Raw genomic sequence first — 15,727 nt, forward strand, 5'->3', positions numbered from 1 at the left:
AGAGAGAGCGCCGATGGGCTTTTCCGGTCTCGCTCTCCAGAGGATCTCCAATGAACTTCTTGTCTCCGACAGCGACCGCAGATGCGACCGTTTCCGCCGCTACGCATGTCGATCCAGCCACAGCAGTCTACGCAGCGGCCCGGCGCCTACTCCCCCACCTCGAATGCGGCCGCCGGGTCGATGCCACCGTTCTGCGGAGCGCGATGGAAGCCTCATTCGGGGCGTCCGACACAACCGGCGCCTGGGACTGGAAGACGGCCTATGATGCATGCGAGGCCGCGACCGTCCTCTTCCTTCGCAAATACGGCAGGTCGCTTCTGCGCAAGGCCGGTCCCACGGCGTCCGCCTTGCCGTTTTTCAGCCGGATTGCGGACCTTCTGCCCACGCATACCCGCCGCTCCGAGGAAGCCCAGGCGCTGCAGCAATTCTCGACTCCTATCCCGCTGGGCGTCGCAGCCGTCCGCGCGGCCGGCATATCGCCGGCTGACCGGGTGCTCGAACCTTCCGCCGGCACCGGGCTGCTTGCCATCCTTGCCGAGATCGCGGGTGGCTCACTTGTTCTGAACGAGTTGGCGGAGATGCGTGCGGGTCTCCTGTCCAATCTCTTCCCCTCCCTTACGGTCACGCGGTTCGACGCGGCCCAGATCGATGATCATCTCGACCCCGTCAGCTTGCCCACCGTCGTGCTTATGAATCCGCCTTTCTCGGTCCTCGCCAATGTGCGTGGTCACGTCGCAAATGCGGCTTATCGCCATGTCGCCTCAGCACTCGCCCGGCTTGCCGATGGGGGGCGGCTGGTCGCCATCACCGGTGCGAATTTCGGGCCGGAGATGCCGGCGTGGCGCGCTGCCTTCGTGCGCTTCCAGGAGCACGGTCGTGTCGTTTTCACAGCCAGGATCGGCGGCGCTGTCTACGCCAAACATGGCACGACGATGGAGACCCGGCTGACGGTGATCGATAAGGCGCCCGCTCGAGATGCCTCCGTCATCCCAGCTTCGCCCGGCTCTGCGCCGGATGCCGCCACGCTGCTTAGCTGGATCGAGAAGCACGTCCCGGCACGACTGCCGGTCGCCGAAGCGGTGAAGGTCGTCCCCGCCGCTACCGCTCCCCGCACGGCCCACGGTCATCTCGCCCGCCCTGTCGCAGGCCAAGTTCACCGGCAGTTTCCCCAGCCCGTCGGCGTTGAACTGTCATACGAGACGGTCGATTGGACGCCCAGGGAGGGAGCAGGGCTGACCGACGCGATCTACGAGGACTATGGATTGCAGACGATCCGTATTCCCGGCTCACAGGCACACCCGACCAGGCTGGTCCAGTCCGCGGCAATGGCGTCGGTCGCGCCGCCAAAGCCCATTTATCGCCCGACCCTGCCCGGCGATATCCTGACGTCGCTCTCCGACGCCCAGCTCGAAACGGTGATCCTGGCCGGCGAGGCCCATTGCGCATTTCTCGCCGGATCGTGGTCGGTCGATCACACGCTCGATGTTGTCACCGCAGCACCCGATGACGCGCCGGCAGCCGTGCGCTTCCGGCGCGGCTTCTTCATCGGCGACGGAACCGGCGTCGGCAAAGGCCGGCAGTCGGCGAGCATCGTGCTCGACAACTGGCTGCAAGGCCGGCGCAAGGCCGTGTGGATTTCGAAGTCAGACAAGCTGCTCGAGGACGCGCAGCGCGACTGGGCCGCGCTCGGCATGGAGCGTCTGCTCGTCACGCCGCTTTCGCGCTTCGCGCAAGGGCGCGCCATCACGCTGCCAGAGGGCATCCTTTTTACAACCTATGCCACGCTACGCTCCGACGACCGAGGCGAGAAGGTTTCGCGCGTCAGGCAGATCGTCGAATGGTTGGGCCCGAATTTCGACGGAGTGCTCATATTCGACGAGGCGCACGCGATGCAGAATGCCGGCGGCGGCAAGGGAGAGCGTGGCGATGTCGCGCCCTCACAGCAAGGCCGGGCCGGTTTGCGCCTGCAGCATGCTTTGCCTGGCGCTCGTGTCGTCTATGTCTCGGCCACCGGCGCGACCACCGTCGCCAATCTGGCCTACGCTCAAAGGCTTGGCCTCTGGGGCGGCGAGGACTTCCCGTTCTCGACCCGCGCGGAGTTCGTCGAGGCAATCGAGGCGGGTGGCGTGGCGGCAATGGAGGTGCTGGCCCGGGACCTTCGTGCGCTCGGCCTCTATACGGCGCGCTCGCTCTCCTTCGACGGGGTCGAGTACGAGCTGGTCGAGCACGAACTGACGCTTGAACAACGGCGCATTTACGATGCTTATGCCGGCGCCTTTGCCGTCATTCACAACCATCTCGACGCAGCCATGCAGGCGGCCAACATCACCGGTAATAGCGGTACATTGAACCGTCAGGCCAAGTCCGCCGCGCGCTCGGCCTTCGAAAGCACCAAGCAGCGTTTCTTCGGCCACCTGCTGACGTCTATGAAGACGCCGACGCTGGTCCGCGCAATCGAGCAAGACCTCCAGTCCGGGCATTCGACCGTGATTCAGATCGTCTCCACCGGCGAGGCGCTGATGGAACGCAGGCTGGCCGAGGTGCCAACGCAGGAATGGAACGATGTCCGCGTCGACATCACGCCGCGCGAATATGTGCTGGATTACCTCGAGCATTCCTTTCCAGTGCAACTCTACGAACCGTTTACCGACTCGGAAGGGAACCTGTCGTCGAGGCCGGTGTTTCGCGACGGCCAACCCGTCGAAAGCCGCGAGGCGGTCGCGCGCCGCACGGGCCTGATCGAGAAGCTGGCGAGCCTGCCACCGGTTCCTGGCGCGCTCGACCAGATCGTCCAGCGCTTTGGCACCGACGTGGTCGCGGAGGTGACGGGTCGTTCGCGACGCATCGTCAGGAGGGGCGAGCGCCTGATGGTTGAGGGCCGCGCAGCCTCAGCCAATCTCGCCGAGACGCAGGCGTTCATGGATGACGTCAAGCGCATCCTGGTGTTCAGCGATGCAGGTGGTACAGGCCGCAGCTACCATGCGGAGCTTTCGGCAAGGAACACACGCCTGCGGGTCCACTATCTTCTCGAGCCTGGCTGGAAGGCCGATACCGCCATCCAGGGTCTTGGCCGCACGCACCGGACCAATCAGGCGCAGCCACCGCTGTTCCGGCCGATCGCCACAAACGTGAAAGCCGAGAAACGTTTCCTCTCCACGATTGCCCGGCGCCTGGATACGCTGGGCGCAATCACGCGCGGCCAGCGCCAGACTGGCGGACAGGGCATGTTCCGGCCGGAGGATAATCTGGAATCGCATTATGCGCGCGATGCGCTGCGCCAACTCTATCTGCTGATCGTTCGCGGCAAGGTGGAGGGCTGCTCACTCACGCTGTTCGAGCAGACCACGGGGCTGACCCTGACGGACGAGAACGGCATCAAGGACGAGTTGCCGCCAATCACCACTTTCCTCAATCGCCTTTTGGCGCTCACCATCGAACTGCAGGACATCCTGTTCGCGGCTTTCGAGCAGCTGCTCACAGCCAAGGTGGAAGGCGCCATCGCGGCTGGGGTGTATGATCTTGGCCTCGAAACGCTGCAAGCCGAGAGCTTCGTCGTCACCGATCGGCGGGCGATCTACACCCATCCGGGCACAGGCGCCGAAACGCAGCTCCTCACCATCGATCAGCGTCAGCGCAACCGACCCGTGCGCGTCGAGGAAGCTGTCGCCCAACTCGACGACCAGCGCGCCATCCTGCTGGTCAACGAACGCTCAGGGCGTGCAGCCGTGCAGGTGCCCGCGCCATCGTTCATGCTCGATGATGGCGAAATCGAACGGCGGGTGCGGCTGATCCGGCCGATGGAACAGCACCATGCGTCCCTGCGCATGATGGAGGACAGTCATTGGCAGCAGGCTGATCGCGAGACCTTCACCGCCGCCTGGAGTGCCGAGGTCGCGGCCGTCCCGGCGTTCTCGGACTCGACCATCCACATTGTCGCGGGACTGCTGCTGCCGATCTGGAAGCGACTTCCAAACGAATCGAGCCGGGTCTATCGGCTCCAGACCGACGAGGGGGAGCGTATCATCGGACGCAGGGTTTCGGCCGCATGGGCCGCCGGCGCGCTCGCAACCGGCGTCAGCACCCTGACGGCGCAAGATGCCTTCAACGCCCTTGCGGACGGACGAACGATGCTCGACCTCGCAGGGGGACTTCATCTGCGCCGCGTGCGCGTCATGGGCGCCAATCGCATCGAGCTGTCGGGCTTCACCGATAGCATGCGCCAGCGGCTAACGGCCTACGGGCTTTTCCACGAGATCATATCCTGGAAGCTGCGCATGTTCGTGCCTGCGGACGCAAGCGGACCAGCGGTGCTTGGCAAGGTCATCGAGCGTCATCCGATAGAGCGCATCAGCGAGAGGGAGGCCAGCTAATGCCGGTTCGCGATGCATCCGAACTGGCACGCCGTCTAGCCCAACGGGCGGAGGCGGTGTGCCGCCGCTATCTTTCCAACGGTCGCCGCGAGGGCCGCTACTGGCTGGTTGGCGACGCCCGCAATGCGCCGGGGCGCTCGATGTTTGTCCGTCTCATAGGATCGGATTCCGGCCAGGGCGCCGCCGGGAAATGGACTGACGCTGCCACCGGCGAGCACGGCGACCTTCTGGACGTCATTCGGGAATCGCTTGGCCTTGTCGATTTCAAGGACGTTTCGGACGAGGCGCGAAGCTTTCTGTCGATGCCCCCGACGACGAACGAACCAAACGACCGGTGGGAGCAAGCGGTTCCCGCTGCCGGCGGCTCCACCGAAGCAGCACGGCGGCTGGTCTCCATGTCGCAGCCGATACTAGGAACGCTTGTGGAGACGTATCTGCGCGGACGCGCGATTACAGCCTTGCATGAGACCGAGAGCCTTCGGTTTCATCCGCGCTGCTATTATCGGCCGGAGCACGGCCCGACCGAAGCACGACCCGCGATGATCGCGACGGTCACGGACCTCAAAGGCAAGCTCACCGGTGCGCACCGCACCTGGCTCGACCCAGGCGGATTCAGCAAGAGCCATCTCGGGCGCGCTCCGATCGACACGCCGAGACGAGCCATGGGCGACCTGCTCGGTCACGCCGTCCGCTTGGGCTGCTGCTACGACGTCATGGCCGCCGGGGAAGGTATCGAGACCATGCTGTCGCAACGCACGATCCTGCCGGCCATGCCAGCGATCGCAGCCTTGTCGGCGGCGCATCTGTCAGCAATCTTGTTCCCTGACACATTGCGACGGCTTTATATCGCCCGCGACAATGATCCGGCAGGCGATGGAGCCGTGGCAACCCTCATCGAACGCACCAGCGCTGCCGGTATCGAGGCGATGGTCCTGACGCCACGGCTGGGCGACTTCAACGAGGATCTGCGTCTGCTCGGCACGGATGCCCTGAAGGCGATCCTGCGGGTCCAGATCGCTCCGCAGGATGTCGAACGTTTCATGAAGCTGGCGGCCTGACCGGAAAGGGAAGGGAGCGGCGGCATTTGCGATGCGTATCTCGGTGCGCAGGAGGAGCTCCGCAGGGTGAGGGCCGGCCCACGGCCTTCCAGAGGGCGATCGGGCGACGGCCGATCCGGACAGGCAATGGCTGCGCCCGGCTATTTTCCGGCGGCCCTTGCCACCCCGTGCGGCAAGCCGCACGGGGACCCGTCTTCGGGCCTTTCCATCGCGAGGCAAAATAGCCGGGCTTCGCCATCCTCCACTGCCGTTCCGGCCCTGCGCTGACGCTGCGGGTGCAAGTCCGGATCGTCCATCGCCTTCGTCGTCATGAAGGCCGCGATGGGCGCGGCCGATCCGACGAAGGCAAGCCGCCATGAGCACCGAGCACGATATCGAATATGAACCGCAGCCCGCAACATCACCCATCGAACACGTCCTTCAGGAGCTTCAGCTCTACGGCTACCGTCCCTTCGACGACGAACCCGATCCGCGCCCGCTTCCGGAAGGCCGGGTCGTGGCAGCCAGCATCGCCGACATCTTCGACGCTCTTGTGGTGGCGATGGCCGACACACGCCTTGAGCCCGATCTTGAAGAGCTGCTGTGGGGTACGGTCAATCTGTTTCATCGCGCGACCAAGCGGATCGAACGCGAACTCGATGAAAACGAAGTTGGCCAGCGACGGCGGCAGCGCGAACAGGATGGATCAGAGGTCAAGTCGGTCGAGCTCGAGAACCTCATCGCCCAAGGTCAGACACTTCTTGAACGCCGCGGCGCCTTCGAGTTGATGCGCGACCAGGCCTCCGAACACTACGAGCGTCACACCCACTCGATCTGGCGGCCGCGTTCGGGCTCGGTCGTCAACCACCGCAACCTGACCGCGGCACTGATCGACAGCAGGGACTTCGTTGCCGCGAGGAAGCATGCAGACAGCCATGTGCTGTTGCCACCCGGGCCTAAAGTCGCCTTCACCGGCGGGCTCGATTTCAACGATCATCGGCTGATCTGGTCCAAGCTCGACCAGGTCCATGGCAAGCATCCGGATATGGTCCTGCTACATGGCGGATCACCAAAAGGTGCCGAATTGATCGCGGCCAAATGGGCTCACAGCCGAAAGGTGCCACAGATTGCCTTCAGGCCGGACTGGACCAGGCATGCCAAGGCCGCGCCCTTCAAACGCAACGACGCCATGCTCGACACCTTGCCGATTGGCGTCGTTTATTTCCCCGGCTCTGGCATTCAGGACAACCTCGCCGACAAGGCCCGCAAGCTCGGCATTCCGGTGATGAAGTTCGGCGCCGCGTGAAGCGGCCACCCGTCCACGCGCCTCAAATCGCTCGCTCCGATTTCTGTCGCTGACGGCGCGTTGATCGGACGAGCGCCTGCTGATGTGGCGTCGATGAAGGCAAGGCGACGGACCACCAGGTTCACATCGCATCTGGTCCTGCAATGGAGAACAGACAACCGATCGCCGCGTTTGTCGGCGCAATTCCTCGATCCGGTCCGAGGGCCTGATGCCATCAACCCATAAAGGGTCGGACTACGCAAAGCGTGCCGCCGTTTCGGCCTTGCCTTCACGGTGATTGCGGCCCTCGGCCGGACACATCGGGCGCCTGTCACGCGGGGATCGCTCCCCGCTTCCAAACAGGAGCCGGAAAAATGTCCCTCGTAGAAGCCAGCGCTTTCGCCTTCAGCCTCGCCACCAGCCTGATGGTCAGCATCGTCATCTTCCGCGCCGGCGACGGGACGCTCACGGTCGTGCCGGCGGACGAGTATGACGGAGACGCCTCCCAGATCGTCCGCGAGATTGATCCACACGCGCGCTGATCCGGAGAGCCATGTCGGCCGGGTTTATCCCGGCCGACATGGCTCCCTACAGTTCAAACCGCAACTGCCGTTGATCCGGCGGCGACGCGTCGCCCAGCGACGAGAGTGTTATACCCAAAAGGCGGATCCCTTTGCGTAGCGGAAATACCGACCTCAGGAGATCGGCTGCCAGCTCTTCGAAATCAGGAAGTTCGATCGGCGCCGCCACTGTACGACTGCGCGTGATCTGCTGGAAGTCCGTGAATTTCACCTTCAGCGTGACCGTCCGGCCCCGGATGCCCTTGCCTTCACAATATCCCCAAACCTTGGCGACCAGCGGCTTGAGTTCGGCGATTGATGCATCGAGATCGACGATGTCGGTTGTGAATGTATCCTCGGCGCCGATCGATTTGCGCGGCCGAGCCGGTTCGACGGCGCGTTCATCGATGCCGCGTGCGATCTGATAGTACCAGAGGCCCGACTTTCCGAAATGCTGCTGCAGGAAGGGAAGCGACTTGCCCTTGAGATCGGCGCCGGTCTCGATGCCGAGCGCTTCCATCTTCGCGGCGGTCGCGGGGCCGACACCGTGAAATTTCTTGACGGGCAAAGTCTCCACGAAGGCCGGCCCATGACGTGGCGTTATGACGAACTGGCCGTTCGGCTTGTTCTGGTCGGACGCCATTTTGGCGAGAAATTTGTTGTAAGAGATGCCTGCGGACGCGGTGAGACCGGTCACCAGCAGGATCTTCGCCCTGATCATCTCGGCAATCGTTGTGGCAGACGCAATGTTGAGCCGGTTCTGCGTTACATCGAGGTATGCCTCGTCAAGCGAAAGCGGCTCGATGAGATCGGTGTGTTCGGCGAACACGTCGCGGATCTGGGCCGAGACCGCTCGGTAGACCTCGAAGCGCGGCGGCACGAAGATCAGTTCTGGGCATTTGCGCTTTGCCGTGACCGAAGGCATCGCGGAACGAACACCAAAGGCGCGGGCCTCGTAGCTGGCGGCCGCGACCACGCCGCGGGCGGCGGCTCCGCCGACGGCAAGCGGCTTGCCGCGGAGTTCTGGATTGTCGCGCTGTTCGACCGACGCGTAGAACGCATCCATATCGACATGGATAATCTTGCGCGGGTCGGCGCCGCGTTCAGGGACCATTTGCCTGCAATGTCATTTCGCCAGGGTCTAAGCTTCGTACCCGAGAGATCCTATAATCTTCAGATCGCAAATTCAGCCTGCGTGCGACCCTGGCGGAGACGCGAAACTGCAAAACTTGCTCTTGGAAGGGGGCGAAGAACCTCTTGCTCCGGATGCGTCATGTCGAGCCAAGCCGAGCGTTCGTCCCGACGCAGCACCGCCATCTGGCGATCATGATGGGGCGCAATGTCATCGTTGGCCTGGATTGTGAGGATTGCGTAGGCTTCCGGCCAATCGCGCGTGGCCGGCCGCCAGATACCGGCGAAATAGAACCAATCACCGTTTGCAAGGCGAAAGCTGTAGTTCTTTCCCTGGCTGCGGTGCCGGAATTCGGACGCTGGCACCAAACAGCGATGGCTCGGAAACGAACGGTCTTCTGCACGCACTACCGTGAAAGGGCGCCCGCCTGGTTCCTTAGGCTGAAGTCCCCACGGCAACTCAAGCATCTCAACATCGCCGCCATAGCGTCTTATGATGATGCGGCGTTCGTCGAGCGGTGCATCGGAATCGAAAGCTCTTGCGTTCATGGTCAAAAGAACATAACAGGAACAGGATTGCCGCGCAACGCCGAGAAACAGGTGACACATGTGCAATGATTACCGGCTGATGGTGGACGTTGCCTCGATCGTCGAGGACTTCGCCGATCTCAAGATCAAGATCCGCTTCAGCGAGGGCGCGCCGAATATCGAGGCGCGCGAAGATATCAAGATAACGGATATAGGGCCGATCATCCGCGCGGTCGGCGACGCGAGCGGCGAGGGTGATCTGGTCCAGCGCCGATGGAGCTGGCCCGGGCAAAAAGGTCCGGTCTACAACTTCCGCTCGGATGGTCGCGAGTTCGCCTCGAACCGCTGCCTGATTCTGGCCGATGGCTTTTACGAATTCACCAATCCGACGGAGAAGGGCAAAAAGCGAAAGGACAAGTGGCTCTTCACCAAGCGCGACGAGCGGATCTTCTGCATCGCTGGTATCTGGCGCGAGACCACGGATGTCGGCGAAGCCTTCACGATGCTGACAATGGAGCCCGGTCCCGACATTGCGCCCTATCACGATCGGCAGATCGTCATCCTGGAGCGGAAGAATTGGGCTGCATGGCTCGACCCATCGGTCTCGGCCAAGTCTCTGATCCGGCCTTTGCCAGCAGGGACGCTTTCGGTCGAGCAGGTCGGCTGATCTGACTCAGCAGTCCCTCTTTGCTAGTTGATAGGAGCGGTGCGTCTTCGCGATTTTCACGAGATGCCCAAGGCGTTCTCCAGTTGCTGCTTGGTCATCTTTGACCGGCCCGCGATCTTCTGACGTTGCGCTCTTGCGTAGAGCTCATCATGCGTATGGCCATCCGGTCGATGGGCACGGGTGGCGGCTGATTTCTTTCCGCTGGACGTCGGCTTGCGGGCGTCCTTTCCGCCCATGGACTTCGAACTTTCGCGCTTGCCGAAGGCGCCGACATGCGACTTTCCTTCGCTCTCCTGTTGACCTGTCTTGCCTTTGGCTTCCTTGGCTTCCGTCCGGTGAAGGTTCTTCTTGTTGCGACGATCGCTCTCATATTTGGAGTCGCCGGCCTCCTCGAGCGCGATGGCTATCGCTTGTTTTCTGCTTTTGACCGGTCCGCCTTTTCCGCCGGGGCCGCTTTTGAGTTCGCCATGTTTGAACTCATGCATGACACGTCCGGTAATGCGCTTCTGTCGGGCTGATTCCGCCATTTCGGCCTCCTGATCGGTGATCCGGGAAAACGAAAGTGTGAACCACCGGTTCCAACGCCATGGCGATCACGACGCTGCTTCAGCGAAAATCGCGCGTTTTGACCTTGATGTTGTCGATGTGGAGATCCGGAATGTAGATGTCGCGGGTTCGCAGTCCTTTGGGCGGCAGCTCGCGCGGATCGGGTGCGGAGCCGCCATTGGTCACCTCATCGCCATGCGCATACGGAACGGGAAATTTGCCCTCACGCTCGCCAACACTGGCCAATTCGGCGGATAAATCGAGGATGCGCCGCGCGACGAGATGAACTACCTCGCCCTCCCGCTGAATCCGGCCCCGCACCGCGACCATGCCCGCCGACAAAACGGTGCGCCGGTGCTGCTCGAACACCTTCGCCCAGACGACGAGGTTCGCGATACCAGTCTCGTCCTCGAGCGTGATGAACATCACGCCCTTGGCCGAGCCAGGACGCTGCCGGACGAGCACGATCCCTGCCGCTTCCAGCCATCGGCCGTCGCGCTCATCCATAGCCTCGGCGCAGGAGACGATGCGTCGGCGTCGAAGGTCGTCGCGCAGGAAGGACACCGGATGGCTGCGTAGCGTGAGGCCGATGTGGCGGTAGTCTTCCACGACCTCACCGCCGGCGGTCATTGGCCGAAGTAACACCGCCGGTTCGTTGATCTCGGGCACCACCTCAGTCTCACGGGCCGACGCGGCCGCGAACAGCGGTAGCGGCTCGTCACGCAGCGCCTTGATCGCCCATAGCGCCTCGCGCCGGGCGAGACCGTGTGCTGGCCGGAACGCGTCTGCCTCGGCGAGCTGAACGAGTGCGGCCTGCGGCACGCCGGCGCGCCGCCAGAGATCGTCGACGGAGGCGAAAGGCTGATCGGCGCGCGTTGCGACGATTGCGCTGGCATGCCCATTGGCGAGACCGCGCACCATGCGCAACCCGAGCCGAACGGCGAAGCGGCCATCATCGTCGACGGGCTCGAGCGTGCAGTCCCAACGCGAGGCGTTGACGCAGGTCGGCCGGATCTCGATCCCATGCGCGGCCGCGTCGCGCACGATCTGCGCCGGCGCGTAGAAGCCCATCGGCTGGCTGTTCAGCAATGCCGCGCAAAAGACGTCCGGGTGCCAGCATTTAAGCCAGGCCGAGGCATAGGCGATCAGCGCGAAGGACGCGGCATGGCTTTCGGGAAAACCATAGGAGCCGAAGCCTTCGAGTTGCTTGAAGGTCTGCTCGGCGAAGTCGCGCTCGTATCCATTGTCGACCATCCCCTCGATCAGCTTGGTCTTGAAGGACGAGACGCCGCCGGTGAATTTGAAGGTGGCCATCGATTTGCGAAGCATGTCCGCTTCGCCCGGCGTGAAGCCGGCGCATTCGATGGCGACCCGCATCGCCTGCTCCTGGAACAGCGGCACGCCCAACGTCTTGCCGAGCACCTTTTCGAGCTCCGGCTTCGGGTAGTGCACCGGCTCCAGCCCTTCGCGCCGGCGCAGATAGGGATGGACCATGTCGCCCTGGATCGGTCCGGGGCGCACGATCGCCACCTGCACCACCAGATCGTAAAAGGTCCTCGGCTTCAGCCGCGGCAGCATCGACATCTGCGCCCGACTCTCGATCTGGAAGGTGCCGAGCGTATCGGCCTTGCGGATCATGGCGTAGGTGCGCGGATCCTCGGCAGGGATGGTGGCCAGGTCGAGACGGATGTCCTTGGTGTCGGCGAGGAGATCGAGGCCCTTCTTCATGCAGGTCAGCATGCCGAGCGCCAGCACATCGACCTTCATGAATTTGAGCGCGTCGATATCGTCCTTGTCCCATTCGATCACCTGTCGGTCCTTCATGCTCGCCGGTTCGATCGGCACCAGGTCGTCGAGACGGTCATGGGTGAGCACGAAGCCGCCCGGGTGCTGGCTGAGATGGCGCGGCGCGCCCATCAACTGACGGGCAAGGTTGAGCGTCAGCCGCAGGCGGCGATCGGCGAGGTTGAGATTGAGCTCCTCGACGTGATGATCCTCGACGCCTTCCTCGGACCAGCCCCAGACCTGGCCGGACAGCGTGCGGACGAGATCCTCGGGAAGGCCGAGCGCCTTGCCGACATCGCGCAGCGCGCCCTTGGTGCGGTAGCGCACGACTGTGGAGCACAAGGCAGCGTGGTCGCGGCCATAGGCGTCGAACACCCATTGCATGACGATCTCCCGCCGCTCGTGCTCGAAATCGACATCGATGTCGGGCGGCTCGCGACGCTCTTCGGAGACGAAGCGCTCGAACAAAAGGTCGTTGCGGCCGGGATCGATCGAGGTGATGCCCAGCACATAGCAGACAGCCGAGTTGGCGGCCGACCCACGGCCCTGGCACAGGATGTCCTTCGAGCGCGCGAAGCGTACGATCGAATTCACAGTCAGGAAGTAGGGTGCATAATCGAGCTTCTCGATCAGCCGCAATTCGTGGCGCAGCGACGCTGCGACGCTATCGGGCAGACCCTCGGGGTAGCGCGTGGCAGCGCCCTGCCAGGTCAGTTTTTCGAGCGCCTGCTGTGGTGTCAGCGACGGGTCGTCGCGCTCTTCCGGATATTGGTAGGCGAGCTCATCGAGGGAGAACCGGCAGCGGTCGGCGATTTCGATCGTGCGTGCGAGCGCCTCCGGATAGCGCGCGAAGAGCCGGTGCATCTCCGGAGGCGGCTTGAGATAGCGGTCGGCATGCCGTTCGCGGCGCTCGCCGAGCGCGTCGATGGTGACGTTGTGCCGGATTGCGGTGACGACGTCCTGCAGGATGCGACGGCCCGGCTCATGGAAGAGCACGTCGTTGGTCACGACGGTCGGCACCTTCATCCGGAAGGCGAGGGCGGCCAGGTCATGGATGCGAAGCTGGTCGTTGGGGCGGCGCCTGAGCGCTAGCGCCATATAGGCCCGGTCGCCGAACGCCTCGCGCAGATGCCGCAGGCGTAGCGCCAGGATCTCGTCCGCCAGATCAGGTAGGAGCACAGCGAGGAGGCCGTCGCCGTAGGCAACGACGTCGCTCCAGTCGAGCCGGCATTTCGCCTTGCCGGCGCGGCCCTTGCCGAGCGACAGCAGCCGGCAGAGCCGGGAATAGGCGTCGCGGTCCGTCGGGTAGACCAGCAGCGACATGCCGTCGGTGAGGTCGAGCCGGCAGCCGACGATGAGGCGCACGCCGGTCGTCCTCGCTGCCTCATGGGCGCGGACGATGCCGGCGAGGCTGTTGCGATCGACGACGGCCAGCGCCTCGATGCCCATAAGCGCTGCCTGCGAAAACAGCTCCTCGGCTGACGACGCGCCGCGCAGGAAGGAGAAATGCGAGGTGACCTGCAATTCGGCATAGCGGACGTCGGTCATCCGAAGACCCCGTGCAGAAACCACCGGTGTGAGCCCGTCGCAGCATCTTCGCCGTCGCCGGCGCGGTAGAGCCAGTAGCGCTCGCCGGCATCGTCCTCGACCCGAAAATAATCGCGCACCGCCACAAGCTCGGCGTCGCGCTTCCACCATTCGCCGAAGACCCGCTCCGGACCGTCGGCGCGCTTCACGCGCCGGCGCACCCCACGCCAGGTGAAGGACACCGGCGGATGGTCGGGCAGCAGCGCCACCGTCTCGACCGGATCAGGCTGCGCCAGGAGGCGCGATGGCCGCGGCCAATGGCCGGGCCAGCCCGCGCCGGTGTCGGCGGCCATCGCCGCGATCTTGCCGACCGAACGCTCCGGCACGTCGCTGGCGACAGGCGCAAGCCGGTAGACAGCCCGCTCGCCGACGCGGTTCATCAGCGTATCGATGAGGTCGGACACGTCGGGCACGCTTTCCTCAATTAAGGAACTTACCGCCTGACTGCGCTCCAAATGCTCAACCGATGTCGCCGCCAGGATCATCGTCTCGATGCCGAAACCGGGCACGACGGTCTCGACCTTGTCGCAAAGCAGCCGCGTCAGCCGCTTGGCGTCGCGGACGGGCTTTGCCATGCCGACGCGGATGGCCTGGGCCTGGCTGTCGACGCGCTGGCAGATGAGGTCGATACGGCGCGCGCCGAGGCCGCGCCGCTCCATCAGTTCGCAGAGCTGGGCGGCGAGCTTGCCGATGTAGCGCGCAATTGTCTCGGCCGCGCCGATCGGCTCGGCGAAGGCGCGGCGGACTTCGACGATATCGGGCGGGCGAACCGGGTCGATCGGCTCGGCGACATTGCCCAGCGCCTGATCGATACGGCGGCCGATCTCCGGACCGAAGCGCAGGGCAAGCGGCGCGCGCGGCTGGTTCAGAAGATCGCCGATGCGTTGGAAGCCAAGCCGTCGCAGTTCGGCGGCCGTCTCAGGCGCGAGCCGCAGCGCCTCGAGCGCAAGCGGTTCGAGGATGGATTGGCCGTCGCCGGCCGGTGCGATGCGGATCGGCTGGCCACCATAGCGGGCCAGCGCATGCGCCGCGCCCCAGCTGTCGGCGATCGCCGCGCGCGCGACAATGCCTGACATCGCGAGCCGCCCGACCATGCCTTCCAGCATCGCGTCTTCGCCGCCATGGAGGTGGTCGGCGCCTGTCGTGTCGATGACCATCCCGTCGGGCGGATCGGGCGCCACAATCGGCGCAAATCGAAGCATCCAGACCGCCAGCCGATTGAGACCTTCGGCATCCGCCTGCGGGTCGGCGTCCTGGATGGTGAGGCCCGGCACCAGCACCTGCGCCTTTGTTACCGGCATGCCGGGCCGCAGGCCCGCGGCGAGTGCGGCCGCGTCGGCCGCAAGCACCACGCGCCTGTTCTTGTCGCGGCCGATCAGGATAAGCGGCGCCTCAGCCGGCGCCGCTGCGCCGCCGGCCTTCCGCCGCACCCGGTCGGTCGGCCAGGTCGGCAGGAACAGCGAGACGACCCGTGCCATCGCACGCCTCCAATTCGAAATCGGCACTTTCGCCCGCGCGGGCGCGGATCAATTCGACCAGCCATCGGTGCCGGCCGACGCCTGGCACGGGCAGCGGCGCCGAGGGCAAGACAGAGACGCGCCAGCGCGTCATCGCGGCGGTCGGCTGCCCGAAATCGGCTGCCTCCGTCTGCCGCCGCCATCGTCGCAGCGCGATGCCGACCGTGTGGGCTTCCTCGGCGGCGAGTTGCAGCCGCCGCGAGGCGGTCATGGTCAGGCGCGCAACTTCACCGACGACCGCGCCCAGCCCACCATGCCGGATGCCTTCTTCCATGCAAGCGAGGATGGTCTTGTCGTCGCCGGCCTCGACATAGATGACACGGTCCGACCCCAGGCCGGCCTGCGCCAGTGCTGGAGCGAAGAGGTCGGGCCGGGTGATGCACCACAACACCTTGCCTCTTGTGCGCGCCGCGACACCGCCCGCGAATAGGGCGGCTGCCGCACCGTCGATGGCGCCGTTGCCGCCGCCCGCGATTTCATGTAGCGCGCCGAGCGCCAGTCCGCCGCCCGGAAGCCGAGCATCCAGCTCGGCAATCCCGAATGGAAGCACCGATCTGGCGCGTCGGCTCCGGCCTTCGATCTTTTCGATCTGCGCGCGCAGTGCGTCGATGGCGGGCTCCGGCCGCAAGATGGTCGTTGACCTCCGTGAAAGCGTATATATCCATGTTCTCTATTTGTTCTATCATTGCAGGATGGGAGTCAAGGGGTATGGGC

Annotated in this window: 11 protein-coding genes; 5 read left to right on the forward strand and 6 right to left on the reverse strand. The window is 64.5% G+C overall.

Annotation, left to right across the window (positions count from 1 at the left end):
* Nucleotides 1-50 precede the first annotated feature (50 nt).
* From MesoLj_RS13460 to MesoLj_RS13475, 4 genes are all read left to right on the forward strand, one after another.
* On the forward strand, nucleotides 51-4,370 hold the full coding sequence (locus MesoLj_RS13460) for a strawberry notch-like NTP hydrolase domain-containing protein (RefSeq protein WP_202326292.1): 4,320 nt from the start codon (nucleotides 51-53) through the stop codon (nucleotides 4,368-4,370).
* A complete protein-coding gene (locus MesoLj_RS13465; protein WP_202326293.1) occupies nucleotides 4,370-5,428 on the forward strand; it encodes a DUF7146 domain-containing protein in 1,059 nt (352 codons plus the stop codon). The genes MesoLj_RS13460 and MesoLj_RS13465 overlap by 1 nt, the downstream gene beginning before the upstream one ends.
* 355 nt (nucleotides 5,429-5,783) lie before the next feature.
* Nucleotides 5,784-6,713 carry a DUF2493 domain-containing protein gene (locus tag MesoLj_RS13470; RefSeq protein ID WP_202326294.1) on the forward strand — a complete coding sequence of 310 codons (930 nt, stop codon included), beginning with the start codon at nucleotides 5,784-5,786 and terminating at the stop codon, nucleotides 6,711-6,713.
* Nucleotides 6,714-7,066: 353 nt separating this feature from the next.
* Nucleotides 7,067-7,234 carry a hypothetical protein gene (locus MesoLj_RS13475; protein WP_181180040.1) on the forward strand — a complete coding sequence of 56 codons (168 nt, stop codon included), beginning with the start codon at nucleotides 7,067-7,069 and terminating at the stop codon, nucleotides 7,232-7,234.
* 46 nt (nucleotides 7,235-7,280) lie between these two features.
* Here MesoLj_RS13475 and dinB read toward each other — a convergent pair whose 3' ends face one another.
* Both dinB and MesoLj_RS13485 read right to left on the reverse strand, forming a co-directional pair.
* Nucleotides 7,281-8,366 carry a DNA polymerase IV gene (dinB, locus tag MesoLj_RS13480; RefSeq protein WP_202326295.1) on the reverse strand — a complete coding sequence of 362 codons (1,086 nt, stop codon included), beginning with the start codon at nucleotides 8,364-8,366 and terminating at the stop codon, nucleotides 7,281-7,283.
* A 59-nt stretch (nucleotides 8,367-8,425) separates the two neighbouring features.
* Nucleotides 8,426-8,932: an SOS response-associated peptidase family protein gene (locus MesoLj_RS13485; protein ID WP_202326296.1), complete on the reverse strand. Its 507-nt coding sequence runs from the start codon at nucleotides 8,930-8,932 to the stop codon at nucleotides 8,426-8,428.
* A gap of 58 nt (nucleotides 8,933-8,990) precedes the next feature.
* Here MesoLj_RS13485 and MesoLj_RS13490 point away from each other — a divergent pair, with 58 nt between their 5' ends.
* The gene (locus MesoLj_RS13490) at nucleotides 8,991-9,578 is read left to right on the forward strand and encodes an SOS response-associated peptidase (RefSeq protein WP_202326297.1); all 588 of its coding nucleotides are present in this window, start codon (nucleotides 8,991-8,993) and stop codon (nucleotides 9,576-9,578) included.
* Between the two features lie 56 nt (nucleotides 9,579-9,634).
* On the opposite strand, the gene MesoLj_RS13495 is transcribed toward MesoLj_RS13490, so the two are convergent.
* From MesoLj_RS13495 to MesoLj_RS13510, 4 genes are all read right to left on the reverse strand, one after another.
* The gene (locus MesoLj_RS13495) at nucleotides 9,635-10,105 is read right to left on the reverse strand and encodes a DUF6496 domain-containing protein (RefSeq protein ID WP_140774534.1); all 471 of its coding nucleotides are present in this window, start codon (nucleotides 10,103-10,105) and stop codon (nucleotides 9,635-9,637) included.
* 79 nt (nucleotides 10,106-10,184) lie between these two features.
* A complete protein-coding gene (locus tag MesoLj_RS13500; protein ID WP_202326298.1) occupies nucleotides 10,185-13,457 on the reverse strand; it encodes an error-prone DNA polymerase in 3,273 nt (1,090 codons plus the stop codon).
* Complete coding sequence (locus MesoLj_RS13505) at nucleotides 13,454-14,974, reverse strand: DUF6504 family protein (protein ID WP_202326299.1); 1,521 nt, start codon at nucleotides 14,972-14,974, stop codon at nucleotides 13,454-13,456. Before MesoLj_RS13505 ends, MesoLj_RS13500 begins: the two co-directional genes overlap by 4 nt.
* Nucleotides 14,889-15,641: an ImuA family protein gene (locus tag MesoLj_RS13510; RefSeq protein ID WP_202326300.1), complete on the reverse strand. Its 753-nt coding sequence runs from the start codon at nucleotides 15,639-15,641 to the stop codon at nucleotides 14,889-14,891. Before MesoLj_RS13510 ends, MesoLj_RS13505 begins: the two co-directional genes overlap by 86 nt.
* Nucleotides 15,642-15,727: the final 86 nt, after the last annotated feature.

It is taken from the genome of Mesorhizobium sp. 113-3-9 (assembly GCF_016756515.1).
In the GTDB taxonomy this organism is placed as follows: Bacteria; Pseudomonadota; Alphaproteobacteria; order Rhizobiales; family Rhizobiaceae; genus Mesorhizobium.

Coding starts and splice junctions, on each gene's coding strand:
- MesoLj_RS13500 (WP_202326298.1), bottom strand. CDS start 13,457: ATGACCGACGTCCGCTATGCCGAATTGCAGGTCACCTCGCATTTCTCC.
- MesoLj_RS13460 (WP_202326292.1), top strand. CDS start 51: ATGAACTTCTTGTCTCCGACAGCGACCGCAGATGCGACCGTTTCCGCC.
- MesoLj_RS13485 (WP_202326296.1), bottom strand. CDS start 8,932: ATGAACGCAAGAGCTTTCGATTCCGATGCACCGCTCGACGAACGCCGC.
- MesoLj_RS13495 (WP_140774534.1), bottom strand. CDS start 10,105: ATGGCGGAATCAGCCCGACAGAAGCGCATTACCGGACGTGTCATGCAT.
- MesoLj_RS13465 (WP_202326293.1), top strand. CDS start 4,370: ATGCCGGTTCGCGATGCATCCGAACTGGCACGCCGTCTAGCCCAACGG.
- MesoLj_RS13475 (WP_181180040.1), top strand. CDS start 7,067: ATGTCCCTCGTAGAAGCCAGCGCTTTCGCCTTCAGCCTCGCCACCAGC.
- MesoLj_RS13505 (WP_202326299.1), bottom strand. CDS start 14,974: ATGGCACGGGTCGTCTCGCTGTTCCTGCCGACCTGGCCGACCGACCGG.
- MesoLj_RS13490 (WP_202326297.1), top strand. CDS start 8,991: ATGTGCAATGATTACCGGCTGATGGTGGACGTTGCCTCGATCGTCGAG.
- dinB (WP_202326295.1), bottom strand. CDS start 8,366: ATGGTCCCTGAACGCGGCGCCGACCCGCGCAAGATTATCCATGTCGAT.
- MesoLj_RS13470 (WP_202326294.1), top strand. CDS start 5,784: ATGAGCACCGAGCACGATATCGAATATGAACCGCAGCCCGCAACATCA.